This window comes from Halomonas piscis, from assembly GCF_031886125.1.
Lineage (GTDB): Bacteria > Pseudomonadota > Gammaproteobacteria > Pseudomonadales > Halomonadaceae > Vreelandella > Vreelandella piscis.
Map to the genome: position 1 here is coordinate 3,180,051 of NZ_CP119391.1, position 26,495 is coordinate 3,206,545.

Sequence of the window (26,495 nt, forward strand, 5' to 3'; positions counted from 1 at the left end):
GAACTATAAGAGAAGATATTTATGACACATTCAGATTTCAAGGGCGATATTATGAAAACAAGAACACATCAGGAAAATAGAGCCTTGGGTATTAGAGACTTAGACGACTGGCTTAATCAGCTCAATCAGATATGTGGACACTTCCAGGCTCACTCACTGAGCGAAAAATTCTGTGGCAATATAAAAACTTTTGAGCACAACAGCCTCAACCTATCTTGCGTGAATGCGCGTAGCGCCCAGCTTTACCGAACAAGACGAGATGTATCGAACGACGATTTTGCACATTACTACGCTATCTTTCAGGTCAATGGCTATGCCTACATGGAACAGAACAATTATCGAGCTCGTCTTGATCCGCGTGATATTATGCTGCTTGATGCCAGTCGGCCGTGCCGATTCCAATTTGATAAAATGTCCCGTCAAATATCCTTGGTCCTGCCACGTGATACGCTAGAGACCACGCTATGTCGTAGCCATATCAACTACACACAACGTATCAGTGGCCAATCACACCTAGGCCATTTGGCTTATCAGATGATTGCGAGCTCAACTCAACCACAGAATGCAACAGATACCGAGGATGGTGAAGCAATCATCACTGCTCTGCTAACCCTGCTACAACCGCTATTGGTTGGCAAAGAAAGTGTGGCGCCTCACAAGCAAAAATTTGATAAGGCAGTAGCTATTATCAATGATCGACTATACGACCCAAACCTGACACCAGCCTGTGTTGCCTCGGAAGTGGGAGTGTCAGTCCGTAGTCTATATCGTATCTTTGCAGCTCGTAAACTGCCTGTGGCACAGTATATCCGAGATCGACGCCTGGTTCTGAGTGCTCAGCGACTGCGTCAAAGCTTTTCTGAAGAGCAGCTGTCTTCCCTATGTTTTGCCTGCGGCTTTTCTGATCCCAGTTACTTTTCCACAGCGTTTAAACGCCATTTCGGCATGAGCCCTACACAATATCGAGCACTTTATCAGCATTGAGAGCATTAGGCCCAAGTCTGGTGTGTCCTGACTTATTCTTGGGTTCAATCTGAAGATTAAAATAGCGGGTTGTATAAATCCACCAGGTTGTTCACCCCTGAATTCATAGCCTTTATCCGCCACGATAAAACGGCAACGCTTCCTTGGCCGCCCCCGGGAGCCGGGCAGGTGGATCTGCTCCAGGGTAGACATAAAATGGCGACTATCCGCCTCCTGCCCTGGTGATACGGTGAACGTTAGTGGCCAGCCATGGCGGTCGCACACCATGTGAATCTTGGTGCTCAGGCCACCACGGCTGCGTCCCAGCGCATGGTCTACGGGTTCTTCCGATCCCCCTTTTTGCCACCTCCCGAGGCGGCACGTGTGGCGCGGATCGATGTGGCATCAACCATCCAGGTGTCGAGATCCATCAGCCCACCCTCACGCAGCCTGAACTGGAGGCGCTCCAGCACCACCTCGAACGTGCCGTCATCGCGCCACAGGCGGAAGCGGTCATAGACCGTCTTCCAAGGACCATACCGCTCCGGGAGATCACGCCACTTCGCGCCGGAGCATAGGATCCAGAAGATCCCGTTCAACATCTGGCGGTCATCTCGGCGTGGACGACCCATGGGCTGAGGAGATGACACGATGTCTTCGACCATCTGCCAGCTTGCGTCGGAGAGTTCGTAGCGTCCTACCATTTGCCATGCTCCACCTATGCAGCTGCGACATCGGCTAGATTAGCAAATCCGACTTTTCAGACAAAACCTAATCAAGCTATCTATTATCCTGATTTACTTGCCCAATACCGGCATAAACGCTCGGACTAATTCGCTTGAGAAGAAAGCCCCAAAAAACACCAATAAGGCCAGGAACAATCAGTACCAGTGGCAAGATATATGTCGCCGTACTCGCTTTTTCTTGACCCAATAGAATATTGAAGTTCTTGAGGATAAGATAATAGATCACAATCATGACTACGAGTGAAATCAGGGGTGCTATTAAACGCGACCACAGGCCTGTATCACGCTTTCCTTTCCTGAAATAGCCAATGACCGCTAATGATATTAACACCATTAACAGGACAAGCCCCATCGCGCCCGTATTAGTCAACCAATTAAACAGTGTTACGACCGGATACAATGGTCCCTGTCCGGAATTGCTACCCGCAATGGCAAAGGCAGCAATAACCGCGATTGCCAGAATAGACTGAGCCAGCGATGCCACCCAGGGCGTACCATTGGTCCGGCATCTACCGAGCACGGATGGCATTATGCCTTCACGACCAAGTGAAAAGACATAGCGCGCAATAGCATTATGAAAACTTAGAACAGCGGCAAAAACACTTGTAGTAAACAGCACTGATATAAGATTTGTCATAAAGGATCCTAAATTGGCCGCCACGAATGCAAAGAACATCGGTGGGCCGGCTTCTTCAGGCGAAATACTTCCGGAGGCGATTCTTTCTGGCCCAACAGCTAGCGCCAAAGCCCAGGATGAAAAAGCATAGAATAGCCCAATGACCAGCACAGCAACAAAGGTCGCCCTAGCTACGGTTCTCTTGGGATCCTTCGCCTCTTCACTGTAAATGGCAGCTTGTTCAAATCCCATAAAAGCAGCCACACCAAAAACCAGAACAGCGCCAATGCCCGGTGTAAATAATTCGCTGGGAAGAATTGGCTTAGCCGTGAGCTGCTCGGCTGGATTATGAAAAGCAGCCACATCAAAAATGGCGACCACTAAAAACTCAATTGCTACCAAAACTCCCAGAACCTTGGCCGAAAAATCCAATCGGTTAACACCAAAGGCCCCCACAATAATCACAAAGCCCATTGCCACGATCCACCAAGGCACACTATGGCCGAGGTATTCTGCTACCTGGAATCCTAGCAAACCGTACAGTCCGATTTGCATACAGTTATAAGTTACTAGCGCGACAATTGATACACCGAGCCCCATAGGCCGGCCCAGCCCATGCGCAGCATAGGAGTAAAAGGCCCCCGAATTACTGATATGGCGGCTCATGGCTGCATACCCCACAGCAAACAGGGACAATCCAATAGTTAGGACAACATAGCCAATAGGCACGGCAATCGATTCAGTAACTGTAAAAGCGGTAGTGGCACCACCCCCAATGACAGTTAAAGGTGCCGATGCGGCAATTATCATCAGCGCAATAGCAAAGACCCCAAGCCTTTCCTTACGTACGGATTCTATTTCATCCTGGGCCATTTCAAGCCTCCTCAATCTATGGCGAAAACCTAAACGATAGTCACACACACCTAGAATGTTATGGACACCATTATTTGACTGTACAGGTTGGAACTTTGCCCACCCAGCTGGGTATCATTGCTGCTGCCTGGTTTATACAACCCTACCAACGGCAAAATTGCCAAGTGCTCATTGATGCCCCAAATGCCGTACAAATCTACTTCACGACCATCGGTATTGGAGTAACCCGGTCCATTGTTGACCGTGTCGAAATCAAATAGCTGCATGCCCAGCGTAAAATTCTCCGCTGGCAAGGCTTCGAGGCTAACCATCTGAGCTTGGGTATTGGTATTAAATGGGCCGGCATAGTTGCCTGCTACCTCACCCTGGAACCAAGTGCCGTAGTCTCGCGTATTGCCGTAGAAAAGCGAATCAAACTGCTTTGAGAACCGGCTGAAGCGATAATGAACGGTTGGCGACCACGCCATGTCGGAAAACGTCCAGCCAGTCTCTACATACCAGGCATTCTCGTCGCCCTGATCGCGCTCCTGCCAGGCATATTCGCCGGCCAAATACAGGTCAGAAACACCCGCATTCCCTTCATAGCGCAGGGTGGTGGTTTTGGTGCCATCACGCGGATCGCTGGCATTATCCCATTTATCCGCCGTATCCATAACTTCAATATAGTTCGCGCCAAACGTTCCTAGATCATCCACATGCTCAATTGTGCCTGCAGCCATTTCAGCATCTTGCTGTGCATGATTATCGGACTTAATCCACATGAGGTCAGAACGCCAGCCGTCATTCCCGCCCAGCCGCAATACGGCGGTCCTGTCGAAGGCGCGTCTCGCTGCAATGTAATAGCCACCGCCACGATTGAGGCCGGACGGCATGCCGTGGCCAAAATTGAGCGCATCGCCGGCCATCAAGAAACCATTTCCTATGGTGATCGGTTGACGGCCGAATGATAGATCGACACCATCATGACCCAAAGCTGGAAATAGACTTCCCGAACGCCAGCCTACATATGCATCTTCAACCTCGGTCAGCCGCTCGCTACCATCGGTAAAGCCAGCGGCGTCGCCGTCTCCATCGACAATCGAGGTAAGAAGGTTAAAGGCACCATAAAGCTGACCAGCGTCTAAGTTGAGATGGCCACTGAGGCCATATTTGATAAAGCCTTCTTGCCAGCTGGAACTCCCTTCTGCCTGGTTCGGTGATTGGGCATAGTTTTCCTGGCTGTGAAAGTAGCCTGTTAGCGCCTCTACATCTAAATTCAGTTTCCCAGACTCACTTTTAGCCAATTCATGCGCGCAAGCCACCATCGGTAATGCAGTCAGTGTGCAGAGAACCAATGCACGGCTCGCGATTTTTGAATAATTCCTCAGCATTTTGTCCTCTCGGTTTTATCTTTTTTGTATTTATGTGAACCGAGTTTGGCCTATAATCAAAACAGATGCATGTATTTTTTTGCCAGATTCTTTGTCATATCTGCCAAAATAAACTTTTTCTATTTTATCCAGCATTTCCTAAAGTTCTTATTGACGCTTCTAGACTCTAAAAGAACAGGCACTTATTTTGCCTTACCGATTTCTGTTTCATGATTCGCTACCTCGGAGGAAAGCATTTTTTGGTTTTAAGTAACAGGTCTACGAACGGTTATACGCGAGCACAGAAGAACACAACAGGCCCCGCCTGGTTTCATCGGTACAGCTGCCACCAAACGCAATCGATGGCAGTATGAATGGTCAACCACCAATTTAGCCAGGCGAGTCTTCTCGTATACAACCTGGTGGATTTACCTACAGTAGCCACAGAGGGGTTCTTCGTCGTTTCATGTGGATTTGGCTTGATCGAACAGGCGGCCTACCGGGCTGCCCATCAGGTAGATCATGGCGATGAAGTTGGCTTCGTTCCGGTAACCACGTGCGCGTGACCGAGCGGCCTGGAACAGACCATTCATGCCTTCCAGCCGTGCGTTCGTTAGCCCCGAGATCCAGCGCCTGATCACCGCGTCGGCGTGGCGCTCCAGTGTTGCCAGCGCCTTCCCCATTGGCTTCAGGAGAGGCTTCTCGGAGACTGCCGTCTTCATGACCTTAAGGTAGTTCGTGATGCGCCACCGAGCCGCTCGGGGCGTCGGGGCCTTCTGGATCCAGCGCAGCTTCTCCTTGATGATCCAGGCATCGGCCGTGGTGCTTTGGTCGGCCACCAGCTCCTGAAGTGCTGCCAGCTGCTTGGGCGTCACGTTCTCGTTTTCCAGGCTCTTCAGCAGTGCCCGGCGCAGTGATTTGGGATGCTCTTGCTCGCGGCGCTCCTTCTTGCGCACCTCGGCCTTGGGAAGGTGCTCCTCCACGCCGCTCAGGAAGGCTTGTGACATGTCGCAGACGATGTCGACCACGTTGTCGGGGTCGCCGCCATGTGCCGCCAGAAAGGCGCTGAAGGCCTCGATAGCATCCTTGTCGTGGCCTGGAACGGCGGAGATGACCTGCTCCTGCTTGCGCTGCATGTCGAGAAATACCGTCACATAACGCTGGCCGCACCGGGACACGGTTTCGTCCACGCCGACAGTGGCTACCCTGGACAGGTCCAGCTCCCCAGCATGCGGCCCACGTAGTGATGCACGATGCGCCACAATCGCTTGTCGGAGATCTCCAGCTGCCGGGAGACGGCCAGTACCGGCATCTCCTTGACCCGTGACATGGCGGCTTGCTCGAACAGCAGGGTGAAGTCACTCCCTGGCCGCGCCCAGGGCACATCGATGCGCTTGACGCCATGCTCAGGGCATTTGGTGCGCGGCACGCGAGCATGCAGGTAGCAGTGATGCTGGAAGAAGTTCAGGTGCCGCCACGTCTGGTCGGCAAAGTCGTGAGCCGGGCAGACTTCGCCACACTCAGGACAGGGGTAGAGACTGCCCCGCTCGGCCTCCACATAGAGGTCCAGCCGGTGAGGCGACACGGACATATCCAGGTGCTGGTCCTTGAGCATCCAGGGCGCTACCAGGCCCAGGCCGAGGGTCAGAATCTGGGTGCCGTCCATGCCATGCCTCCTATCATCGTCGAGGTCATATCCTGACCCAGCTCAGGCGGCGAATTCCACACCCAACGACGAAGAGCCCACAGAGGGCTGCCATTACTTTTCTCTTTTATTCAGCGGGATTTCGATCAGATCCTGGCCTACAACGATATTGCCATTGAACTCGCCACGGACAGCATCATGCCAGGCTTGATCATTATCGCTGGGCCCTCCGGTAGGTACGAAATGGTTGAGAACTACGGTATCAACGTCAATACTTTCTGCTATTTCTCCAACCTTATCGGGCGGCGTATGAGCTTCCACAATATGACGCACTAACTCATCATTGCCCGGATCAATACGCTCTACCAGCGCTTCCACTCCGGGTACACTAACGACCTCATGAACCAGAACGTCAGCCCCTTGGGCGTGCTGGATGAGATTACTACCTCCGGAAGTATCGCCAGAGAAGACGATGGCACCGTCGTCGGTGTCGAAGCGCAGACCATACGAGGGCTTGGCCGCGCCGTGAGGTACCTGGAAGGCAGTGACAGCGATATTGTCATCCTCGTAAAGAGGTCCATCAGCAGTAATCTCATGAGTCTTCACCATCTGCGTCAGGTCGGGCCGACCCTCATCTTTCTGGCGCAAATTGATGTCCCACTCGTTCAGAGTCATGCAAGCATTCGTCATCTTTTGTATCGGTTCAGGACCATAAACTTCAATATTACTGCGCAAACCACTGGCCCAACTGCGCACCAACAACGGGCAATAGCCCACATTATGGTCTGAATGATGGTGGGTTATGAATACAGCCTTTAAATTACGTGGAGAGATACCAGCCTGTATCATCTGTCGTACCACTCCATCGCCAGCATCAATAATATAAACATCGCTACCGATGACTAAAGCATTGGCGGGCTGCGCCCGCTCTGCCTTGGCAGAAGGCCCTCCAGCAGTGCCCAGCAGTATCAAGCGCGTAGAGTCTTGATTGTTGGAAGCAAGCTCAGCCGAAGCAGTTGGCAGAAAAAAGCTGGCACTAAGTGCCAATGATAAGGCGCTTAGGCGCCCTTTGAATAGTTGGAATCTAGACATGAAAAACCCTTTTCGTTTATTGATGTTGTAGAATACTAATCACTTGGTCTATTTGGATTGATATAACTTACTGGTCTATGGCACTAGAAGGAACCCCTGCCTTCCTCGACCGAGAAACTTGGCACGCACCCAGTCACAAAAGCGAATAAGCGGAGCCTTGCTATCGCCACGCAGAACCATCCCACCATGCGGACTTCAACCCCACTTCTATCTATACGCCGCCGTTGGCTATCGGCTCATTGGCCACCTGTATCCGGGTTGAAAACAGTTCCGAAGTCAACGATGTCACTGGCACGAATCATAGTCAAATCTGATGATGAGCCCTCGGACAACAGACTTTTTGAATGATCGGCCAGGTTCACTCGAAATCTGGAGGCTTCAGAATAGCTATACCATTTACGCTGGCCTCCATTGACATTACCTTCATGTCAGGTTATACATAACATGTTAACAATATTGATGAAAGCAGATCCCCTACTTTCGTCAAACCTTACAGCCATAAAATTAGATGGAGCTAAATTTTGCCGCATCTGAAAATAGAATATTCCTCCCAACTGGCATCCAGTGTTGATATCGGCTCTGTATGTCGTGCCGCTTACACAGCGATGAAAGAAGCAGGTATTTTTCCATTAGCAGGCATTAGAGTACGTGCTTACGCTACTGATTACGCTATCGTCGCTGATGATATGGAAAATAATAACTTTGCTGCTCTTACCTTGTCGGTTGGCTCCGGCCGAGACAAGCAGACACTCAAAGCTGCGGGTGAGCAGATATTTTCCGCTGTTCAATCCGCTCTTAAAGAGCCACTGGCAACTTCGCACTTTGCCCTGTCGCTGGAAATCCGAATTATTGACCCAGACTTGAATTGGAAAGATACTCCCATACACTCCCGCCTCTCAAAGAGTGATGAGTAAATAATCTCTATTTAAAAAATGGGCATCTACCCTCAGATAGGGAAGACATCAGCAACATATCTAAAACAACACACTTTATAAAAGAATTGCCTATCCTGATAATTTAATTATTCCGGATAACGACAACCGCAGGCTATTAACAAAACTAAAACACCAAAACTGTTCGCAGCAGGAATCTAACCATGCATAAAAATAAAGCAACAAATTAATTTCATTAAATACATCCACAACACACCAAAATATAATTAACAAGGAATAAATCACAATGAAAAAAGTAGTGTCCATGACCCTCGCACCACTTTTCTTAACGACTACTCTTCCCAGTTTGGCACAAGATAATAGTCAACATTCAGGGCCCATGTTTTCAGGCGAGTTTTCGGGAGGCTTGCTAAATGTTGATAATCGAGATATAGACCCTTGGGCATTCAAAGCTGAAGCAGGACTAGGAGGGAGCTATACAATAAATGATGATATAAGTATACGCTATGATATGGTTGCAGATTTTGCAAATGCCATAAACTCTGTAGATGAGCAGACTTGGACTCCAGGCTCTTACCGCCAGGATGATGGTGAAATTTATCTGCGTACTGCTCGCGCCCTGCTAATAACCAAGTATGGCAGCATCGGATTCCAACCCAGAGTCCCTTCCGGCTTCTGGAATCAAATATATAATAACATTGATGTGTTTGAATATAACCGCTTTCATGGACAAACTGGATAGAATGCAATATTTGGCCAAAATGAGCAGGCTAGTGATGTAACGTCTTATGCAAGCCCTCATTTTGGTGGCTTTCAATTTGTTGGTGCAGCAATAGCCGTTGACGCTCAAAATGATCAGGACTTTGACGTCTATACTGGACGTCTTCTTTACAATGAGGGACCACTAAATTTTGGACTTGGACATACCAAGATAAAGCGTCCCGGTATTGATAGCTTGTACCGCACTTCATTCGGCCTCGGCTATGACCTGGGCATGTTTCAGCTGGGCGGCGTATATGAACATAATAATGACCGTGAAAACAGTAATGCCAGCTCCGACTTTGACGCGTGGGCTATCAATATTTCAGCAGACTTGACCGATAAATGGTCTTTATCAGCAGGCTATGCCGAAAATGATAAAAATCTCGATCTCGACAATGATGTCGTTGTGGGAAGTGTTCGCCATCACTTCAACAAAAAGGTTTATGCCTTTCTAGAAGCGGCACGTTATGACCGCACTGATAATAACGTTTCGGGTGGTCTTAACGTAAGCTTCTAGTGCAAGAAGTTCCTGTAGAAGCCAACCTTAAATTGAACGCCTAGAAGCAATAAGTACAACACACGCCATATCGATCAATCTTCCCCGTGAATATTTACCAAGTTCTGGCATGCTGGGCATTTACGGGGATTTGTTAGTCTATCATTAAATACAGGCCACAGTATCAATTCACTAATAGCTCTGACATTGCTATTTAGTCGATGCTAAATAGCTGCAACAGCACGATTACCTGAATTCATAGAATAACTGCAGCACTTTGGACCACAAGGTAGAGGCAGGAGGGCCAGTGCCGGTACCCTCCCTGCTTTACCGACCAAAGTGAAGCAGAGCATGGGATACCAACAGCTGACCCAGACACAACGATACCAGATTTACGCCCGCCATGACTTGGGCAGGAGCCAGCGACAGATCGCCAGGGAACTGGGGCTCCACAGCAGCACGATTAGCCGTGAGCTGCGCCGCAACGCGACGGCCAGTGGCTATGATCCTGAACAGGCTCAGGCTTGCAGCGATCACCGACGACGTACCGCCCGCAAGTGGACGAAGCGCTTGCCCAGCTTGATCGCAGCGGTGGCCGACCGACTTCGTGAAGAATGGAGCCCAGAGCAGATCAGTGGATTCATGGCACCGTTGGCCGGTATCGGCGTCAGTCATCAGTGGATTTATTCCCTGGTCTGGGAGGACAAGGCCCGCGGCGGCACGCTTTGGCAGCATCTCCGGCAGCCCAAGAGGCGCAGCAAGCACCGTGTTCACGCCAAAAGCGCAGGGCTTGGCAAGATACCTGGTCGCGTAGGTATCGAACATCGCCCAGCCGAGGTTAAGAGTCGGCGCTACATCGGACACTGGGAGGGTGACACGGTGCTTCAGGGACATAAGCAATCAGGCATCGTCACGCTGGTTGAGCGACGCAGCGGCTATCTATTGGCGGCACGGCTACCCAGCATTACAGCGGCGTTGACGAAAGCGGCCATGATCCGCCTGCTGAAGCCTCGTCGAGGTGCGGTGAAAACGATCACGCTGGATAATGGCTCGGAGTTTTCGGAGCACCAGGCCGTGGCGAGCGCCGTAGCAGCGAGAACCTACTTTTGCGACGCCTATTGCTCAGGGCAACGTGGCACCAATGAAAACACCAATGGCTTGATTCGGCAGTATTTTCCCAAGGGAACTAGCTTCCGCCAAGTCACCGATGCCGAGCTACGCAGGGTGGTGAGAAAGCTCAATGACCGCCCCCGAAAACGACTCGGCTATCGAACACCGGCACAGGTGTTCCTGGGGGAGTACTCTGGAGCACTGAATACCGCAGGTGCTGCGCTTATTGGTTGAATTCAGGTTATAAACTACTGTGAACATGCAGATGATTCAACCAGTGGAGCTTTTTTTAAACCTAAGCTTCATTATTCCAGGCAATAGACAACACAGCACAACCTGAAGGGTAAAGGATCCTAAATACTTTCTTCAGAGCAAGGAGAATGTTAAGCCGTTATACTGTACGCCTTGCACACTCACTGACTTTTCGACCCAGAGGCTTGCATGACCCAGGACGCACTCAAGGCCGCCGTGGCCGACGCCGCCATCAAGGAAATCGAACCCTGGCTGGACAGGAACACCGTGCTCGGCATCGGCACCGGCTCCACCGTCAATCTCTTCATCGACCGGCTCCGGCCGCTGCGCGACAGCTTCCGGGGCGCAGTGGCAAGCTCTGAGGCCAGCGCCGAGCGGCTGAAAGCGCTGGGTATTGACGTGCTGGACCTTAACAGCACCGGCACTCTGCCGTTCTATATCGACGGCGCCGACGAAGTGAACGCTAACTTGCAGATGATCAAGGGCGGCGGCGCCGCGCTCACCCGGGAGAAAATCGTCGCCGCCTGCGCCAGACGCTTTATCTGCATCGCCGACGAGTCAAAGCACGTCGCCCGGCTCGGCGATTTCCCGCTGCCGGTGGAGGTTATCCCCATGGCGCGCTCCTACGTCGGCCGGGAGCTGGTCAAGCTCGGCGCCGAGCCGGTCTACCGCCAGGGCGTCACCACGGATAACGGCAACCAGATCATCGACTGCTTTGACTTCATGATCGACGACCCGGCGGCAATGGAAGCCAGGCTCAACGCCATCGCCGGCGTGGTCACCAACGGGCTCTTCGCCGCCCGGGGCGCCGACGTGCTGCTGCTGAGCAAGGGCGACGGCGTGGCGCGCACGGCGCTGAGTTAGAAGCCGCTCACCTCGTAGTCTCCAGCTTTCTCAGGTTGGCGATGCGGCTGGCATAGAGTTCCACTTTCGGGTGCGCCGGGGACTCTTCCTTCAGCGCTGCAAGCGCTTCTTCGGCCACTTGCAAGGCGGCGCTGAACTCCGGCCCCGTGCCCGCCTTGGCGGCGACGGCGGCACGCTTGATGCGTCCTTCCACGGCCTTGGGCGTCATGGCGTCTCAGCTCCCGATCGCTGAGGCACGGGTGACAGCAGCCGCCCAAGGCCGTCGAGGGTGCGCTCGAGCGCCCCGCGCTGCTTGGCCACGACCTCCGCGCCGGCCTGGCCTTGCCGACGGGTTTGTGCCGGGTGGTCGAAGGCGTTAGCCAGCGCCTCCGCCAGGGCGTCGGCGTTAGCCACGGCGGCCAGCGCCCCGGCGGCTTTGAGCGGCTCGGCCACGTCCTCGAAGTTCTCAAGCGACGGCCCGGTGAGCACGGCCCGGCCGAAGCTTGCCGGCTCCGCCACGTTCTGCCCGCCCAGGGGGACCAGGCTGCCGCCGACAAAGGCCACGTCGCCGGCGACGTAAAGCGCGCCGAGCTCGCCCAGGGTGTCGCCCAGATACACCGCCGTTTCCCGGGTGACCGGCGCCTTCCGGCTGCGCCGGGCTGGCGCAAAGCCCGCGGCGCGGCATTCGTCGGCCACGGCGTCGAAGCGCCGGGGGTGGCGGGGCACCAGCACCAGCAGCGCCTCGGGGTGGCGCTCGCGCAGCGCGGCGTGCGCGGCAAGCAACGCGGCTTCTTCGCCGTCTCGGGTGGAGCCGGCCACCCATACCGGCCGGGCGCTGCTCTCCTGCTCAAGCTCGGTACGCAAGCGCTCGCCTACCTCGATCGCCCCGGCATCCGGGATCACTTCGAACTTGAGCGAGCCCACGACCTCGGTCCGCTCGGCTGCCATGCCCAGCGCGGCAAAGCGTTCGGCGTCGGCCTCGGACTTGGCCGCCAGCCAGGCGACGTTGCCCAGCGCCTGGCGCATCAGCGGCCGGATACGCCGGTAGCGCGCAAAAGCGCGCGGCGAAAGCCGGCCGTTGACCACCGCCACCGGTACGCCGGCGCGGCGGCAGGCGTGCAGCAGGTTGGGCCACAGCTCTGTCTCGAACATCACCGCGAGCGCCGGGCGCACCCGGGCCACAAAGCGCCGGGCGCTGCCCGGCCAGTCCAGCGGCACCAGGCGGTGCGCAAGCCGCGCCGCCGGCTCTGCGTCCAGCCGGTCAGCCAGCGCCTGCACCTGCTCGGCGCCGGTGGCCGTCATGGTCGTCACCAGCAGCCGGTGGCCGGCGTAGCGCTCGAGCAGGGATTCGATCAGCGGGCGGGCGGCGCGCACTTCGCCTACCGAAGCGCAGTGCAGCCACAGCGCCGGGGGCTGAACGCCTTCCACTAGCCCCAGCCGCTGGCGGCGCGGGCAGGCAGCAGAGCCGGCGGGCACCTGCTCACGCCGTACCCGAGCGATGATCAGCGGCGCCAGCGCGTAAAGCGCCGCGGAATAGGCAAGCCGAGAGCAGGCAAGGCGCGGCCGGCGTGCCATTTAACGCCCGCGGCTGCGAATGGTGGCAATCATCGCCGAGGTCGAGACGCCGTCTTCAAACCCCAGCACCCTGACCTCGCCGCCCCGGGCGCGAACGGCCTCGCCGCCGGCGATGTCTTCGGGCCGATAGTCACCGCCCTTGACCAGCACGTCCGGGAGCACGGTCTCGATCAGCGCCTGGGGGGTATCGTCGGCAAAGGGAGCGACCCAGTCCACCGCGCCCAGCCCGGCGAGCACCTGCATGCGCCGCGCCAGAGGGTTGATCGGGCGGTCGGCGCCTTTCAGCCGGGCCATGGAGGCGTCGTCGTTGACCGCGACCACCAGCCGGTCGCCAAGCTTGCGCGCCTCTTCCAGATAGGCCACGTGGCCGGCGTGGAGGATATCGAAGCAGCCGTTGGTCATCACCACGCGCTCGCCCCGGGCCTGGGCGGCGCGCACGGCCCGGGCAAGCGCGCTCTGCTCCACCACGCCGAACTCGCCCAGGGCATCGCCGTGCAGCGCGGTGTAAAGCTCGCCCAGGGAGAGCGTGGCGGTGCCGGGCTTGGCCACCACCAGCCCGGCGGCCAGGTTGGCCAGCGTCATGGCCGCGGCAAAGTCGTGCCCGGCGGCCAGCGCCAGCCCCATCATGCCAATCACGGTGTCGCCGGCGCCGGTGACGTCGAACACTTCCCGGGCGCGGGTGGGCAGATGCAGCGGCGGCTCGCCCTCGCGGATCAGCGTCATGCCCTTCTCGCTGCGCGTAATGAGCAGCGCCTCAAGCTCCAGCTCGGCGCGCAGGGCCTCACCGCGTTCGGCAAGCTGGGCATCGGTGTCACAGCGCCCGACAACGGCCTCGAATTCGCCGAGGTTGGGAGTGATCAGGCTGGCGCCGCGGTATTTGCCGAAATCCGTGCCCTTGGGATCCACCAGCACCCGCTTGCCCGCCTGGCGTGCCGCCCGGATCAGCTCGCCCACGCGGTTGAGCGTGCCCTTGCCGTAGTCGGAAAGCACCAGCACCTCGTGCCCCGCCAGGGCCGCCTCCACCCGGGCCAGCAGCTCGCCGGTATCGACGTTGTCCAGGCGCTGCTCAAAATCAAGGCGCAGCAGCTGCTGGTTGCGGCTCATCACCCGCAGCTTGGTCATGGTGGGCACCGCCGCGCTGTACTGGAAGTGAGTGCTCACTCTGGTAGTTGCCAGCTGCTCGGCCAGCAGCCGGGCGTTGTCGTCGTCGCCCACTACGCCGGCCAGAGCCGCACTCGCGCCCAGGGTGGCGACGTTGAGCGCCACGTTGGCAGCGCCGCCGGGGCGATCGTCGGCGTCTTCCACCCGCACCACGGGTACCGGCGCTTCGGGCGAAATGCGTGAGGTGGCGCCGTGCCAGTAGCGGTCGAGCATCACGTCGCCGGCGACGAGCACCCGGGCCTGCGCCAGGGCGGAAAGGTCAATGTTCATCGAGCGCTCCTCGGTCGGCGGTGGCGGTGAGCAGAGCATCCAGCCGGGCGATGACCTCGTCGGCCTCGATCAGCCCCATGGCGTCGGCGTGGCGCACCCGCTGTCCCCAGGCCACGTCGCTCACGGATTTGTTGAGGTAAGTGCGCAAGGCCCGGGGGTAGGCGTTGACGACAAATTCGCGCCACAAATAGGGCGCTGCCCGATCGGGGTTGGTCGTGGCGTAAAGCCCGAGCGTCGGCGTACTCAGCGCGTTGGCCATGTGTACCGGGCCGGTATCCGGCGCAATGGCCAGTCGGGCGCCGTCAATCAGCGCCAGCAAGCCCTTGAGCGAAGTGGCCCCCACGGCGTTGACCACGCTGCCCGGCTGGCACAGCGCCTGTATCTGCCCGGCCATGTCGCGCTCTGTCGCACTGGGCCCGCCGGTGAGCACGCTTTTCAGCCCGTACTGCACCCAGGCATGCTCCACGACGCTTGCATACCCCTCTACCGACCAGTTGCGAAAGTTGCGCAGCCGCGCGTTGCTGCACGGATTGATCACCAGGTACGGCGCCTCGCCGCTGAGCCGGTACGCCTCCTCGTAGGCCTCCGGCGGCACCGGCAGGTGCCACTCCGGACGGTCGTCCTCCACGCCCAGCGCCCGGGCAAAGTCCATGAAGGAGTCGAGCACATGAGCCTGGGGGTGGGCCGGGAGCCGGTGGCTGGTAAACCAGTGCTGGCAGTCCTTGGACCGGGCCTTGTCGTAGCCCAGCCGGGCGTCGGCCTTGAGCCCCAGCGACAGCACGCTGGCGCGCAGCGCCTGCTGCATGTGCAAAAGCACGTCAAAGCGGGTACCGGCAAGCTCGCGCCAGAGCCGGCGCATGCCGGCCAGGCCGCTGGCCTTGTCGTAAACCACGAACTCGACGCCGGAAAGCCCCGCCAGTAAGCTGTGCTCGCCCTTGCCGATGATCCAGGTGATGCGCGCCTCGGGAAAGCGGCGCTGGAGCGCACGAACCGTGGGCACCAGGTTGCACGCATCGCCCAGCGCGGACAGGCGCAGGATGGCAATATGGCGGGGATTGGCAGGCAAAGGGGGCTTCATGCGCTTAGCAACACTCCGGCAGAAAAAGAGTCTGATACTACAGGATGCAGACAGTTTATGTGACGCCCGGACGTTACGCCAAAAGCAATGTCAATCATCTTCCTCCGTCCCCCTTGCCCCGGAAGACTTCGTTCCGGCCAGCTGGCGCCAGCGCGGGCTCGTGACAGGCGAGGCCCCGGGCCGCGGCAGCAGCCTCTTCATCAGGCCCGAAGAAGGGAGCGACGAGCAGTGGGTGCTGCGCCCCTACCGGCGCGGCGGCCTGGTCGCCCGTCTGAGCACGGCCCGCTACCTGTGGCTCGGCGCCGAGCGCACCCGGGCCTTTCGTGAAATGCGCCTGACCGCCCGGCTGTTCAGCCAGGGCCTGCCGGTGCCCCGCCCGGTGGCCGCCTGCGTCACCCGCTACGGCCTCACCTACGAAGCCGCGCTGCTCACTCGGCGCATTGCCGGGGCGCAGGCGCTCGCCTCCCTGCTGGAAAACAACGCGGCAGCGCCCGAACTGCTGGAGCGCGTCGGCCAGATGATCCGCCGCTTTCACCACGCGGGGCTGGATCACGTCGACCTCAACGCCCGCAACATCCTCATCGGTGCCGACGACACCCCCTGGCTGATCGACCTGGACCGCTGCCGACTGCGCGCGCCGGGCAGGTGGCGCCGGGCCAACCTCGCCCGGCTCGAACGCTCGCTGGGCAAGTTTGCCGACCCGGGCGCTGTCGCGAGCGCGGTCCGGCACCTGGCCGCCGGCTACGAAGGCTGACGCCCCTGGGTGGCCTCAAGGCGCGGCATGAGCGTTTTTTTCATGAATTTTTTCCACTTGCGGCGAATCTTTTGCCGCCCAAGCCAGGGCACATGTTCCGCCAGCGGGATCGCCTCCGAGGCGCCGAGGCCGTCGATGAGCATGACCAGGGTGGCGTCTTCCCGCTCGAGCACCAGCAGATTGCTCATCACCAAATCGCAGGGGATGACGTTATAGGCCAGCAGGTAGTCCCGAAGCGCCTCCAGCCCGGCCCGGAAGCGCTCGAGCTGCGCCGGCGCGAGCGGCCGGGCCAGGTACTCGCCGGCGTTGGGCGGAAGCTCGCCCCGCTCATCGAGTATCAGCGCCTGTTCGATGCCGATCCTCTCGGCATCCTCCACCGCGCCGAAGAACTCGGGGATCAGCGTAAACGGCACCCCCCGGCGCTTGAGGCGGCGAAAATAGCGCAGTTCGCGCCGGGTCTGCTTGGCCTTCTCCCGCCGGCTGAGCTTGACGCAGCGGCCGGGGTCGTCCGGGTGCTGATAGCAGATCCGCTCGTCGCCCCGGCCGATGACGCGCCATTCAGACGTTTCGCGCTCGGGGCTCAGCATTGCCCCGCCTGCTTTTGTCGGGCCACGTCCAGCAGGCAGCGGTAGTTTTGCGCCATGATTTCCTCGACGTCCAGCGCCAGCGCCAGCGCCCGGCAGCGCCTGCGCAGCGCCGCTTCGTCCTTGCGCCCGGCCCAGTACGCCATGGCATCGGCAAGCGCCGGCACGTTATCTGCCCGATCCACTACGCTGGCCACCTCAGCGGTAACCACCTCTTTGGCGCCGCAGTGCTGGGTGGTAATCACCGGCGTGCCGCAGGCCAGCGCTTCGAGCACGGTAAAGCCGAACGGCTCGTAATGCGCCGGCAGCAGATAGCAGTCGGCCAGGGCAAAATAGCGCTCGGGGAAAGGCTGCTCGCCGAGAAAGCGGCATTTGTCGGCAATGCCCAGCTGTCGGGCGCGGGCCTGATATTCCGCCTGGCGGGAGTCGCGGCCGACCACCAGCAGGGTGGCGTCCGCGTCGAGCCGGGCAAAGGCCTCGAGCGTCGGCGCAAGGCCCTTGCGCTGGTAGCCGGTACCCAGAAACAAAAACACCGGGCGGCGCGTATCCAGCGCCAGCGCTCGGGCAAGCTCTCGGGCATCATCGCTTAGCCGGGCACGGTCAAAGCGGCGGGTATCGACAAAGTTGTGGATCACCGAGCGCCTGTCTTCGGGCACGCCGTAGGCCTCGGCGATCTCGGCGTCGCTCTGCCGGGAGTTCGACACCAGGTGGCAGTAGGCGCCCGGCGCCATGGCCTTCGCTTCGATACGCGCTGCCACTCGATCCTTGTAGCGCCGCTGGCGCGCGGGCTTCGAGGCCAAATGGTGGTGGACGGTGCCGCCGCCGATGCGCAGCATATCGTGGGTCCAGGTCTTGCCCAGCCCGTAGACCAGGTCGTAATCGGCCTTTTTCACGTGGCGCTCCACGGCCTTGGCAAAGCGCCACATCCGCTGCGCCTTGCCCAGGCTTGCCGGACGCAGGCGGACAAAGCGAATGGCCGGGTGCGACGGCGCCACGTGGGAGCGGCAGATAATCGTCACCTCCTCGCCGCGCTCGGCCAGATAGCGCGAGAGCTCGTTGAGAAAGCGCTCGGTGCCGCCGGAGGCGGCGTGGCGCATGTGGACCAGAGCTATTTTCATCGGCCCGCCTCTCGAGCCGGGAAAGCGCCCTGCCGGCAGCGATAGCAGTGCAACAGTCCCCACCAGATCACCAGCCAGAACGCGTACACCATGACCCCGCTGTTATGATTGAAGCCGGCCTGGGTCAGGCCGTAGTCCACGTGGGCGACGCACAGCAGCGCGCCGGCCGTGGCCAGCGCGCGCACGGTCAGGTCGTCATCGCGCAGATAGACGCCGAACAGCCGCAGGGGCACAAGCAACAGCGCCAGCAGAGCGACAAAACCGGGCACCCCCTGCTTGGCCAGGGTATCCAGAAACTGGTTGTGCGCATGGCCATAGTCGGCGACTCTTGGATGAACCGCCCCGCGCTTGGCCAGGTCAGTGACGCCTTCCCGATACCCGCGGTCGCCCCAGCCCATCAGCGGCTTGTCCGCGATCAGGCGGGCAGCGCCCTGCCACATTTCGAAGCGCAGGCCGACCGAGGTGTCCTGTCTTTCACCGCTGACGTAGAGGGCAATATCGTCCACCGCCTGAGCCACCCGATGCTTGACCCCGGTTTGCGGCAGGCCGTAGGCCGCAAGCCCCGCGGCGAGCACCAGCGCCAGCGCCAGCAGCCGGGTCTTGAGCGGCAAGCCCCGGCCGTAGGCGCGGTACAGCACCCAGAACACCAGCGGCAGGCCAACCCAGCCGCCCCGACTGCCGGAAAGAAGCGAGGCCAGAATGCCGCTCGCGGCCCCCAGCCCCAACAGCCCAAGCCACAGCCGCCGGCGGGGCTGCTGCCACGCCCAGCCCGCCCCCGCCAGGCAAAATATCCCCAGCAGCAGGCTGATGTTGCCAAACTGAATGGGGTGCATATAGCCATACGCCCGGAAAGCGCCCTGGCCATGCTGATAAAGGGCAAAGCCGGCCGCCCCCAGGGCGCCGAGCGCCACCCCTGACCAGACCGCCCCCAGCCTTGGCGGATACGCCATGACCCAGAACAGCACCGGCAGCGCCAGCCAGAAGCGCAGCGGCCGGTCCACGCTGCTGAGGCCCTGGCCGTGCCACAGCGCCCCGACCATCACCACGGCGGTATAGGCACAGAGCGCCACCATCAGCCAGCGATCGGCGCGTTCAAGCCGAAGGCCCGGGCGCTTCACCGCGAGCGTCACGCTGGCCAGCAGCAAGATTAGGGGACCCAGCGAGTAGCCCGTGGGGACCACCAGGGAAAGCGCGGCAAAGAGAAACACGGCGCCGCCGGTCAGCAAGCGTCGGGGCTCGTCGGCGGCGGCAGAAAACGGCAAAGCAGCATGGGTCATGGGGCGAAATATCCAGGGCGCGGTTATAGATCGCGAACGCGACGTTTCATGTATTTCCAGAACACGCCGTTGGCGTTGGCCACGGCGATCACCAGCCCGCGCCAGCCGTCGAGAAAACCGCGCTGCAGCAGGTAAGTACGCACAAAGGCAAAGGCGGCCTTGAGCACGATCACCGCCACGGGATACACACGCAGCGCGTCCGAGCGCGCGCGAATTCCCGAATAGCGGTTGATCTTGTCCAGAAACTGGCCAAGCTCGGTCACGGCCTGATGCTCGAGGCAGCCGTCCAGGCGCACGACCTCGGCCGAGGCCGGCACCGCCACCGACTCGTGGACCATGGCGTCGTTGAAGTTGTGCCGGTCGCGGTGAAACACGCGCACCAGCCAGTCGCTGCCCCAGCCGGCGTGGCGCACGGGCCGGCCCAGCAGCCAGTTTTCCCGGTGGACTTCCACCACCTGCCGCGCCTCGGCCCCGGGCAGCCACGCAGCCAGCGCGGCAAGCCAGGCAGCGCTCGGCGCCTCGTCAGCGTCCAGCGACAAAATCCAGTCGTGGCGCGCCAGCGACACCGCCTGGCGCTTGGTCGGGCCAAAGCCGAGAAACTCCCCCTGATGAAGCGCGACGTTGGCGTAGCGCCGGGCAACGTCAAGGGTGGCGTCGGTGGAGCCGTTGTCGTACACCACCACCTCATCCACGCCCTCGAGCGCATCCAGCGTGCGCTCGAGGGTCGCCGCCGCGTTGCGCGTAATGATCACGGCGCTAAGCCTGGCCAGCATGTTGAACCGTCCTGTCAGGAGTGAAGGCGGATGCTACTATAGCCGCCATTGCGCCCACAAACACCCTAACCTCTACCCCACCGGCATACAGCGAGGCGGCCTTGCACATCATACATGCCAACCTGGCCCGCGGGTTTCGCGGCGGCGAGCGGCAAACGGTACTGCTGATCCAGGCGCTGGCAGACAAGCCCGGCGTGGCGTCCCAGACGCTGGTGTGCCGGCCACAGTCCCCCCTGCGTGACGCGCTGGCGGCCACCCCGGGGGTGCGCTTTGTCAGCGCCCGCCACCCGCTGGCCGGCCACCGCCGGGCCGGGGGCGCCACCCTCGTTCACGCCCACGAGGCGCGGGCGGTGCACTGGGCCTGGCTGCACCGCCGGCTGTACAAGACGCCGTACCTGATCACCCGGCGGGTGGATACTCCGGTCAAGCGCAAGCGCAGCAACCAGGCCTTTTACCGGGACGCCTACCGCTGCGTGGCGCTGTCCCGGGTCATCGCCGCCGAGATACAGCCGCTGAGCCCGCACCCGGTGGTACAGATCCCCAGCGCCTATACTCCGCTGACTCCCGACCCCGAGATCGCCCGGGGTTTCCACGCTCGCTACCCCGGATGCTTCCTCGTCGGCCACGCCGGCGCCCTGGTGGATCGCCACAAGGGCCAGCGCGTGCTGCTCGACGCCGCCCGGCGGCTGCGCCACACACAGCCGGACATGCGGTTCGTGTTTTTTGGCCGCGGGGAAGACGAGGCCGCCCTGAAAGAAGAAAGCGCCGGGCTGGAGAACGTCGTCTGGGCCGGCTTCAAGACCGATATCGGCAGCTACCTGCCGGCGCTGGACGTCTTTGCCTTCCCGTCGCGCAACGAAGGGCTGGGCTCGGTGCTGCTGGACGCCATGCACGCCGGCGTTCCCGTGGTGGCAAGCCAGGTCGGCGGCATTCCGGATATCGTCCGCGACGGCGATACGGGGCTGCTGTTTCCCCCCGGCGACGGCGCAGCGCTGGCCGAACGCCTGACCCGGCTGCGGGACGCCGCGCTACGCCAGACGCTTGCCGAACAGGCCGGCCGGCGCCTGGCCGACTATTCGCCCGACGCCATGGCCAACGCTTACCTGGCCCTATATGCTCCTCTCTTCCAATCCCGTACGGCCCGGGCTTCGTCAGAAACGTAGGTGCTGTCGTCCATGTTGAGCGGAAAAAGCGCCTACCAGGCGCACAAGCTGACATTCTACCTCGCCGGCCTGCTGGGCGCCCTGCCGCCCCGGTGGCTTTTCCGGCACCGGCGCCGGGCGCTGCTGGCCGCCTTCGACGCCCTCCCCGCCGCCGAGCAAAAAGCCATCATGGCGCGAGTCACGTACTACAACCGCCTTGATGCCCCTGTCGCCCTGACCGAAGGCGCCGTTCATAACCGCGACTTTGGCCTCCGCGCGAAAAAATCGTCGTACCATCTGGATTTTTACCAGGTCGCAAAATATTTCCCCCGGGATGCGGCCTATCGCTACCGCTTCGGCGACAAGACCTTCGTGCCCGACGAGCCCACCTTCGTCAAAAGCCGGCCGATTCACGGCGACAATCGCCACTCCGTCCTGCTCAAGCTCGACAGCGTGCGCCACTTCTACACGGTGAAAGACACCCGCGCCTACGACGACAAGAAAAACGCGCTGGTATGGCGCGGCGCGGCGCACCAGCCCCACCGGCAACGCTTTCTGGCCCAATGCCACAGCCTGCCCCGCTGCGACGTCGGCGCCACCGACGACAAGGCGGCAACGGCCGCCTACCGCAGGCCGTTCATGGCCATCGAGGAGCAGCTGGCGCACAAGTTCATCTTCAGCATCGAAGGCAACGACGTCGCCACCAACCTCAAGTGGATCATGGCGTCGAACTCGCTGTGCTTCATGAGGCGCCCGATTTTCGAGACCTGGTTCATGGAAGGCACGCTGATACCCGACTATCACTACGTCGAAGTGAAAGACGACTTTTCCGACCTGGACGACAAGATCGACTACTACCTGGCCCACCCCGAAAAAGCCAAGGCCATCGTCGCCAACGCCAACCGCTACATCGCCGAGTTTTTCCAGCCTCGCCGGGAAAGGCTCGTCGCCATGCTGGTGTTCGAGCGCTACCTGGCACGCACCCAAGGCCCCCGCCCATAAGGTCGCCGCGTCGCTACGCCCATCGCGACGACACACGACGAGAAGCGAAACCTCATCCTTGCTGCGTCATAGCGCCACCGCACCCGCTACGTCATTGCGAAAGCAGGAAAGCAATCGCGCTTTCTGGTTGCTCGCACTTTGCCGGGCAGGAAAGCACAGCGCTTCGATAGCTGGTGACGGGAGCACACTTCAGTCCGCGAAGGCGCCACCTCCATGTGGCATTCACGCGACGAGTTGTTTCCTGGATTCATAGAATAACCGCAGCACTTTGGACCACGAGGTAGAGGCGGGAGGGGCAGCGCCGGTACCCTTCTCGGCTCACCTACCAAAGTGAAGCAGAGCATGGGATACCGACAGCTGACCCAGACCCAACGATACCAGATCTATGCCCGTCATGACTTGGGCATGAGCCGACGTCAGATCGCCAGAGAGCTTGGCATCCACAACAGCACGGTCAGCCGGGAGCTGCGCCGCAACGCTACCGACAGCGGTTACGAGCCTGAGCAGGCGCAGGCCTGCAGTGATCATCGGCGACGCACTGCCTGGAAGAGGACAAAGCGCTTGCCCAGCATGATTGCCGCTGTCGTCGACCGGCTGCGAGAGGAGTGGAGCCCAGAGCAGATCAGCGGTTTCATGGGGCCCTTGTCTGGCGGCGGCGTCAGTCACCAGTGGATCTATTCCTTAATCTGGGATGACAAGGCCTGCGGTGGCGATCTCTGGAAGCACCTCCGCCAGCCCAAACGGTGCAGCAAGCATCGGGATCAAGCCAAGAGCGCAGGACTCGGCAAGATTCCCAACCGCGTGGGCATCGAGCATCGCGCGGCTGAGATCGATGAAAGGCGCTTCATTGGCCACTGGGAGGGTGACACCGTGGTCCAGGGGCACAAGCAGTCGGGCTTGGTCACGCTGGTCGAGCGCCGTAGCGGCTATCTGCTGGCGGCACGGTTGCCGAGGCTTTCGGCGGAGCTGACGCAAAAGGCCATGATTCGGCTGCTAAAACCTCGCCGCGGTGCTGTCCAGACCATCACCCTGGACAACGGCTCGGAATTCGCTGATCACGAGACCGTGGCCCAGGCGGTAACGGCAGCGACGTACTTCTGCGATCCCTACTGCTCCAGGCAGCGTGGGACCAATGAGAACACCAATGGCTTGATACGACAGTACTTCCCCAAGGGAACGGACTTTCGACAGGTCACCGATGCCAAGCTGCGCAAGGTGGTCGAGAAGCTGAATGACCGACCCCGAAAGCGTCTCGGCTATCGCACACCGGCACAGGTGTTCCTGGGGGAATATTCAGGAGCCCTGGATACCGCAGGTGCTGCGCTTGTTGCTTGAATTCAGGAGATTAAAACTGATCACTCTGGTAAAGCTCCTCCAGAAACTGCCGCTCCAGCTCCAGCAAGTCCTTTTTTCTGTTTTTTATCTTTTTTGCCGGGCTGCCAAAATAGACTCCCCACGCCTCCGTACTCTTCGTCACCAGCGACATGGCGCCGACGGAACAGCCCTCGGCGATATCTACACCGGGCATCACCACAGAGCCGGTACCGACGATGGCATGCTTGCCCATTGTCACGCGAGAGAAGGTTTCCTTTTTATACTTTGCGGGCACGTTCGAATTCGTCATGGTGGCACCGCTGTAGTCATCGGTCTGAGAAAAAACCTTGGCGCCGTAAGCCAGCCCGCAAAAGTCATCCAGAAAAACGCCCAGCCTGCCGCCGGCAACAAGGCACATTGGCGTGATATGACAAAACCTGCCGATTTCTACCCTTCCGGAGACAACACAAAAATCATCGATCCGACTATTATCACCTATTTCAATTTTATCGCAGTCGTAGATGCTCGCCTTGTCGCTTATTTTCACATTGCGACCGAGCCGCCTGAAGCCCATGCCTTCCAGTGCCTGCTGGGATAAATATGCCATGCCCTAGTACTACAGTCGTAACTACAGCCGTGATCGTTCATGCATTGCCATCCGGGCTTGCTGCTGCCGACAGTGGCATTGCCAAGCCCGGTACTGGTGCTTTCGTCGCCAGTCCGACCAATGAAGCACATGGGACAGGGCCTGTTGTCCTTGCCATAGACATCTCCCGATTAGTCGCCTGAGCTCGGAGAGTGTCAACTGAATCCTGTCGGTACGAGTTTTTTTTGCTGGTGACTCGCTTGCCGTATCGCCACCAGCAAGGCGTGGGCGAGCAGCGACAAAGTAATGTGGCGATGCCAACTGGCCCAGCGCCTCACCTCATACTCATCCAGACCGCATTCCCCCTTGGCCGTCTGAAAACCCTGCTCGATTTTCCAGCGCTGACCCGCGACTCGAACCAGCGTCTCTATCGATACCCAGTCCCTGGGCGCGTGGACCACATAATAGGCCAACTCATCCGGTGTCGAGAGGCTGCGTCGGATCAGAAGATAATGGCCCCAGCGGCGTGCCTCTTCCGTAGGCTGCAGCCTTGTCAGCGGCGTCAACGCCCAGTCGTACCTGCGTTCGCCCTTGCTGCCTGAGCCAGCGGATAGGGTCTGCCATGCGTCATCCGGCAGTGCCGCCGCGATCTCGTCGGCTCGCGTGTACTGGAAACTCTTCCACCACAAGGGTTCGTTGCAAGCCACTTCTAAAACAAAGGGTTGTGAGCGATCCTCCAGCCACAGACGCAGGCTGCGGTTACCGCCATAGACGCTATCCCCCGTCACCCAGGCGGCCGGTATGTCCTGATCCATCGCGCGCTCCAGCATCCGGCGAGCGAGCTCGGGTTTGCTGGCAAATTCGACGTCATCAGGGATGCCCGCACGCCGACAACGCTCGCGGTCCTGTGTCCAGGATTTGGGCAAGTACAGGGCGCGATCCAGGAAGGCATGCCCTGCCGGGCTAGCGTAGAGAAGAAAGACCCCGATCTGACTATTTTCGATACGGCCGGCGGTGCCACTGTACTGGCGTTGCACGCCGGCCGAGTGCTGGCCTTTCTTGATAAAGCCGGTCTCGTCCAGGACCAGGACACCCTCAGGCGAGCCCAGCGTATCGATGACCCATTGGCGGAGAATATCGCGTGCTGCGTCCGCATCCCAGCGGGCACGATCCAACAGGTACTGCACCCCATCTGGGGTGGCATCCCCGAGCCACTCGGCAAGATGCCAGCTATTCTTACGTTCGCACTGACTAAGCAGACCCTGGAGGTAGCGTAGTGCGCGATCGCGCGTTTCCGAACGCGGAAAGAGCGGGCCTAACCGATCTGCCAGGTCATCCAACAATGCTGAGACAGAGAGATCCAGTTCTTGCATCCTTCACCCTGTGATCGCTTCCATATCAACCACATGCATTGTAGCTTATTCAGTTACGACTGTAGTACTAGGGGCGTTAACAATTAGGCCAGCCATATGGCGGCTGACACGAGGCAGAGGAGTGACTGGTAGTTTCTTGCCAGTCGCTCATAGCGTGTAGATAACCGCCGGAACTTCTTGATTTTCTGAAAGAACCTCTCCACCAGATTGCGATCTTGGTAACAGTGCCAGTCTACTTCAATGCGCGCCAAACGATTCTTTTTCGGAGGAATCACCGGCTCGGCACCTGCGGCCTGAATCATGTCCCGCAGAGCAGTGGAGTCATACCCCTTGTCGCCCAGCACCGCTTGCGGGGAAAAACCTTCCAGTAGAGCGGGAGCAGCACCATACTCCGACGCCTGGCCCGGTGTGAGAACCAATCGTACTGGGTTACCTAACGCATCGACTGCGGCATGAATTTTGGTGCTCAATCCGCCTCGAGATTTGCCCATGGCTTCGACGTCTTGCGTGTTTTTTTTGACGCTCCATGCTGGTGCACCCTGACGATGCTACCGTCGATCATCAGCTGCTCTAGATCGGGATCGTCGGCTACTGTGTCAAAAATACGCTGCCAAACGCCCTTTCGTGACCAACGGTTATACCGCATGTAGACGGTGTGCCAGCGCCCAAAAGATTCGGGAAGATCACGCCACGGGGCGCCGGTCCGAGCGATCCAGAGCACGGCTTCCACGAACAGGCGATTGTCCTTGGCAGTTACCCCACAGTCTGAGGCTTTGCCGGGGAGCAGGTGCTCGATTCGCTCCCACTGATCATCGCGTAACTTCAACCGACTCATGGCCCACCAAAAT

The 26,495-nt window shown here is 59.3% G+C and carries 24 protein-coding genes and 2 pseudogenes; 10 read left to right on the plus strand and 16 right to left on the minus strand.

Features of this window, described 5'->3' with window-relative positions:
• Positions 1 to 21: 21 nt before the first annotated feature.
• Positions 22 to 984: a transcriptional regulator FeaR gene (gene feaR, locus P1P91_RS14915; RefSeq protein WP_311883621.1), complete on the plus strand. Its 963-nt coding sequence runs from the start codon at positions 22 to 24 to the stop codon at positions 982 to 984.
• 102 nt (positions 985 to 1,086) lie between these two features.
• On the opposite strand, the pseudogene P1P91_RS14920 reads toward feaR, so the two are convergent.
• The 5 genes and pseudogenes from P1P91_RS14920 to P1P91_RS14940 form a co-directional block, all read right to left on the minus strand.
• Positions 1,087 to 1,667: pseudogene (locus P1P91_RS14920) on the minus strand (IS5 family transposase); the annotation flags it as partial.
• Between the two features lie 76 nt (positions 1,668 to 1,743).
• On the minus strand, positions 1,744 to 3,198 hold the full coding sequence (locus P1P91_RS14925) for an APC family permease (protein WP_311883622.1): 1,455 nt from the start codon (positions 3,196 to 3,198) through the stop codon (positions 1,744 to 1,746).
• Positions 3,199 to 3,248: 50 nt separating this feature from the next.
• Positions 3,249 to 4,568, minus strand: coding sequence for an alginate export family protein (locus P1P91_RS14930; RefSeq protein ID WP_311883624.1), 1,320 nt, complete (start codon positions 4,566 to 4,568; stop codon positions 3,249 to 3,251).
• 443 nt (positions 4,569 to 5,011) lie between these two features.
• A pseudogene (locus tag P1P91_RS14935) lies at positions 5,012 to 6,213 on the minus strand (transposase).
• 93 nt (positions 6,214 to 6,306) lie between these two features.
• The gene (locus P1P91_RS14940; RefSeq protein ID WP_311883625.1) at positions 6,307 to 7,284 is read right to left on the minus strand and encodes an MBL fold metallo-hydrolase; all 978 of its coding nucleotides are present in this window, start codon (positions 7,282 to 7,284) and stop codon (positions 6,307 to 6,309) included.
• A 521-nt stretch (positions 7,285 to 7,805) separates the two neighbouring features.
• On the opposite strand from P1P91_RS14940, the gene P1P91_RS14945 reads away from it, so the two are divergent.
• The 5 genes from P1P91_RS14945 to rpiA all read left to right on the plus strand — a co-directional run bounded on the left by P1P91_RS14945 (position 7,806) and on the right by rpiA (position 11,661).
• Positions 7,806 to 8,198, plus strand: coding sequence for a 5-carboxymethyl-2-hydroxymuconate Delta-isomerase (locus tag P1P91_RS14945; protein WP_311883627.1), 393 nt, complete (start codon positions 7,806 to 7,808; stop codon positions 8,196 to 8,198).
• Positions 8,199 to 8,463: 265 nt separating this feature from the next.
• Positions 8,464 to 8,919 carry a hypothetical protein gene (locus tag P1P91_RS14950; RefSeq protein ID WP_311883630.1) on the plus strand — a complete coding sequence of 152 codons (456 nt, stop codon included), beginning with the start codon at positions 8,464 to 8,466 and terminating at the stop codon, positions 8,917 to 8,919.
• A gap of 6 nt (positions 8,920 to 8,925) precedes the next feature.
• Positions 8,926 to 9,456: a porin gene (locus P1P91_RS14955; RefSeq protein ID WP_311885817.1), complete on the plus strand. Its 531-nt coding sequence runs from the start codon at positions 8,926 to 8,928 to the stop codon at positions 9,454 to 9,456.
• A gap of 330 nt (positions 9,457 to 9,786) precedes the next feature.
• On the plus strand, positions 9,787 to 10,779 hold the full coding sequence (locus tag P1P91_RS14960; protein ID WP_311883631.1) for an IS30 family transposase: 993 nt from the start codon (positions 9,787 to 9,789) through the stop codon (positions 10,777 to 10,779).
• Positions 10,780 to 10,986: 207 nt separating this feature from the next.
• On the plus strand, positions 10,987 to 11,661 hold the full coding sequence (gene rpiA / locus P1P91_RS14965; RefSeq protein ID WP_311883632.1) for a ribose-5-phosphate isomerase RpiA: 675 nt from the start codon (positions 10,987 to 10,989) through the stop codon (positions 11,659 to 11,661).
• A gap of 7 nt (positions 11,662 to 11,668) precedes the next feature.
• On the opposite strand, the gene P1P91_RS14970 is transcribed toward rpiA, so the two are convergent.
• The 4 genes from P1P91_RS14970 to P1P91_RS14985 are packed head-to-tail and all read right to left on the minus strand — an operon-like array spanning position 11,669 to position 15,724.
• Positions 11,669 to 11,869, minus strand: coding sequence for a hypothetical protein (locus P1P91_RS14970; RefSeq protein WP_311883633.1), 201 nt, complete (start codon positions 11,867 to 11,869; stop codon positions 11,669 to 11,671).
• A complete protein-coding gene (locus P1P91_RS14975) occupies positions 11,866 to 13,215 on the minus strand; it encodes a 3-deoxy-D-manno-octulosonic acid transferase (protein ID WP_311883635.1) in 1,350 nt (449 codons plus the stop codon). The genes P1P91_RS14970 and P1P91_RS14975 overlap by 4 nt, the downstream gene beginning before the upstream one ends.
• Positions 13,216 to 14,646 (minus strand): bifunctional D-glycero-beta-D-manno-heptose-7-phosphate kinase/D-glycero-beta-D-manno-heptose 1-phosphate adenylyltransferase HldE, encoded by a 1,431-nt coding sequence (gene hldE, locus P1P91_RS14980; RefSeq protein ID WP_311883636.1) that lies wholly within the window; start codon positions 14,644 to 14,646, stop codon positions 13,216 to 13,218. It abuts the gene before it with no gap.
• Positions 14,636 to 15,724, minus strand: coding sequence for a glycosyltransferase family 9 protein (locus tag P1P91_RS14985; RefSeq protein WP_311883639.1), 1,089 nt, complete (start codon positions 15,722 to 15,724; stop codon positions 14,636 to 14,638). Before P1P91_RS14985 ends, hldE begins: the two co-directional genes overlap by 11 nt.
• On the opposite strand from P1P91_RS14985, the gene P1P91_RS14990 reads away from it, so the two are divergent.
• Positions 15,723 to 16,478, plus strand: a complete 756-nt coding sequence (locus P1P91_RS14990) for a 3-deoxy-D-manno-octulosonic acid kinase (protein ID WP_311883641.1) — start codon at positions 15,723 to 15,725, stop codon at positions 16,476 to 16,478. The genes P1P91_RS14985 and P1P91_RS14990 overlap by 2 nt on opposite strands.
• Here P1P91_RS14990 and P1P91_RS14995 read toward each other — a convergent pair.
• From P1P91_RS14995 to P1P91_RS15010, 4 genes are read right to left on the minus strand one after another with little or no spacing between them, the layout of a single operon-like run.
• Positions 16,466 to 17,065, minus strand: coding sequence for a YrbL family protein (locus tag P1P91_RS14995; protein ID WP_311883643.1), 600 nt, complete (start codon positions 17,063 to 17,065; stop codon positions 16,466 to 16,468). The genes P1P91_RS14990 and P1P91_RS14995 overlap by 13 nt on opposite strands.
• Positions 17,059 to 18,180, minus strand: a complete 1,122-nt coding sequence (locus P1P91_RS15000; RefSeq protein ID WP_311883645.1) for a glycosyltransferase family 4 protein — start codon at positions 18,178 to 18,180, stop codon at positions 17,059 to 17,061. Before P1P91_RS15000 ends, P1P91_RS14995 begins: the two co-directional genes overlap by 7 nt.
• Positions 18,177 to 19,457: an O-antigen ligase family protein gene (locus tag P1P91_RS15005; protein WP_311883647.1), complete on the minus strand. Its 1,281-nt coding sequence runs from the start codon at positions 19,455 to 19,457 to the stop codon at positions 18,177 to 18,179. The genes P1P91_RS15000 and P1P91_RS15005 overlap by 4 nt, the downstream gene beginning before the upstream one ends.
• 23 nt (positions 19,458 to 19,480) lie before the next feature.
• Entirely contained in the window at positions 19,481 to 20,230 is a 750-nt protein-coding gene (locus P1P91_RS15010) for a glycosyltransferase family 2 protein (protein WP_311883649.1), read from the minus strand.
• Between the two features lie 101 nt (positions 20,231 to 20,331).
• Between P1P91_RS15010 and P1P91_RS15015 the strand changes: the two genes are divergently transcribed.
• The 3 genes from P1P91_RS15015 (at position 20,332) to P1P91_RS15025 (ending at position 23,709) form a co-directional block, all read left to right on the plus strand.
• Entirely contained in the window at positions 20,332 to 21,393 is a 1,062-nt protein-coding gene (locus P1P91_RS15015; protein WP_311883651.1) for a glycosyltransferase family 4 protein, read from the plus strand.
• Between the two features lie 12 nt (positions 21,394 to 21,405).
• The gene (locus P1P91_RS15020) at positions 21,406 to 22,374 is read left to right on the plus strand and encodes a glycosyl transferase family 90 (protein WP_311883653.1); all 969 of its coding nucleotides are present in this window, start codon (positions 21,406 to 21,408) and stop codon (positions 22,372 to 22,374) included.
• A 342-nt stretch (positions 22,375 to 22,716) separates the two neighbouring features.
• On the plus strand, positions 22,717 to 23,709 hold the full coding sequence (locus tag P1P91_RS15025; RefSeq protein ID WP_311883655.1) for an IS30 family transposase: 993 nt from the start codon (positions 22,717 to 22,719) through the stop codon (positions 23,707 to 23,709).
• A gap of 10 nt (positions 23,710 to 23,719) precedes the next feature.
• Here the strand turns inward: P1P91_RS15025 and P1P91_RS15030 are convergent, their stop codons facing one another.
• From P1P91_RS15030 to P1P91_RS15040, 3 genes are all read right to left on the minus strand, one after another.
• Positions 23,720 to 24,295, minus strand: coding sequence for an acyltransferase (locus tag P1P91_RS15030; protein ID WP_311883656.1), 576 nt, complete (start codon positions 24,293 to 24,295; stop codon positions 23,720 to 23,722).
• 194 nt (positions 24,296 to 24,489) lie between these two features.
• Entirely contained in the window at positions 24,490 to 25,647 is a 1,158-nt protein-coding gene (locus P1P91_RS15035; protein ID WP_311882712.1) for an IS701 family transposase, read from the minus strand.
• An 83-nt stretch (positions 25,648 to 25,730) separates the two neighbouring features.
• A protein-coding gene (locus P1P91_RS15040; protein WP_407650535.1) for an IS5 family transposase occupies positions 25,731 to 26,482 on the minus strand; the annotation gives its coding sequence in 2 pieces (ribosomal slippage) (positions 25,731 to 26,147 and positions 26,150 to 26,482; 750 coding nt in all).
• Positions 26,483 to 26,495 lie beyond the last annotated feature (13 nt).

Coding starts and splice junctions, on each gene's coding strand:
- rpiA (WP_311883632.1), top strand. CDS start 10,987: ATGACCCAGGACGCACTCAAGGCCGCCGTGGCCGACGCCGCCATCAAG.
- P1P91_RS15020 (WP_311883653.1), top strand. CDS start 21,406: ATGTTGAGCGGAAAAAGCGCCTACCAGGCGCACAAGCTGACATTCTAC.
- P1P91_RS14975 (WP_311883635.1), bottom strand. CDS start 13,215: ATGGCACGCCGGCCGCGCCTTGCCTGCTCTCGGCTTGCCTATTCCGCG.
- P1P91_RS15005 (WP_311883647.1), bottom strand. CDS start 19,457: ATGACCCATGCTGCTTTGCCGTTTTCTGCCGCCGCCGACGAGCCCCGA.
- P1P91_RS15010 (WP_311883649.1), bottom strand. CDS start 20,230: ATGCTGGCCAGGCTTAGCGCCGTGATCATTACGCGCAACGCGGCGGCG.
- P1P91_RS14940 (WP_311883625.1), bottom strand. CDS start 7,284: ATGTCTAGATTCCAACTATTCAAAGGGCGCCTAAGCGCCTTATCATTG.
- P1P91_RS14985 (WP_311883639.1), bottom strand. CDS start 15,724: ATGAAGCCCCCTTTGCCTGCCAATCCCCGCCATATTGCCATCCTGCGC.
- P1P91_RS14950 (WP_311883630.1), top strand. CDS start 8,464: ATGAAAAAAGTAGTGTCCATGACCCTCGCACCACTTTTCTTAACGACT.
- P1P91_RS15025 (WP_311883655.1), top strand. CDS start 22,717: ATGGGATACCGACAGCTGACCCAGACCCAACGATACCAGATCTATGCC.
- P1P91_RS15035 (WP_311882712.1), bottom strand. CDS start 25,647: ATGCAAGAACTGGATCTCTCTGTCTCAGCATTGTTGGATGACCTGGCA.
- P1P91_RS14930 (WP_311883624.1), bottom strand. CDS start 4,568: ATGCTGAGGAATTATTCAAAAATCGCGAGCCGTGCATTGGTTCTCTGC.
- P1P91_RS14925 (WP_311883622.1), bottom strand. CDS start 3,198: ATGGCCCAGGATGAAATAGAATCCGTACGTAAGGAAAGGCTTGGGGTC.
- P1P91_RS14995 (WP_311883643.1), bottom strand. CDS start 17,065: ATGCTGAGCCCCGAGCGCGAAACGTCTGAATGGCGCGTCATCGGCCGG.
- P1P91_RS14990 (WP_311883641.1), top strand. CDS start 15,723: ATGCGCTTAGCAACACTCCGGCAGAAAAAGAGTCTGATACTACAGGAT.
- P1P91_RS14960 (WP_311883631.1), top strand. CDS start 9,787: ATGGGATACCAACAGCTGACCCAGACACAACGATACCAGATTTACGCC.
- hldE (WP_311883636.1), bottom strand. CDS start 14,646: ATGAACATTGACCTTTCCGCCCTGGCGCAGGCCCGGGTGCTCGTCGCC.
- P1P91_RS14970 (WP_311883633.1), bottom strand. CDS start 11,869: ATGACGCCCAAGGCCGTGGAAGGACGCATCAAGCGTGCCGCCGTCGCC.
- P1P91_RS15030 (WP_311883656.1), bottom strand. CDS start 24,295: ATGGCATATTTATCCCAGCAGGCACTGGAAGGCATGGGCTTCAGGCGG.
- P1P91_RS15000 (WP_311883645.1), bottom strand. CDS start 18,180: ATGAAAATAGCTCTGGTCCACATGCGCCACGCCGCCTCCGGCGGCACC.
- feaR (WP_311883621.1), top strand. CDS start 22: ATGACACATTCAGATTTCAAGGGCGATATTATGAAAACAAGAACACAT.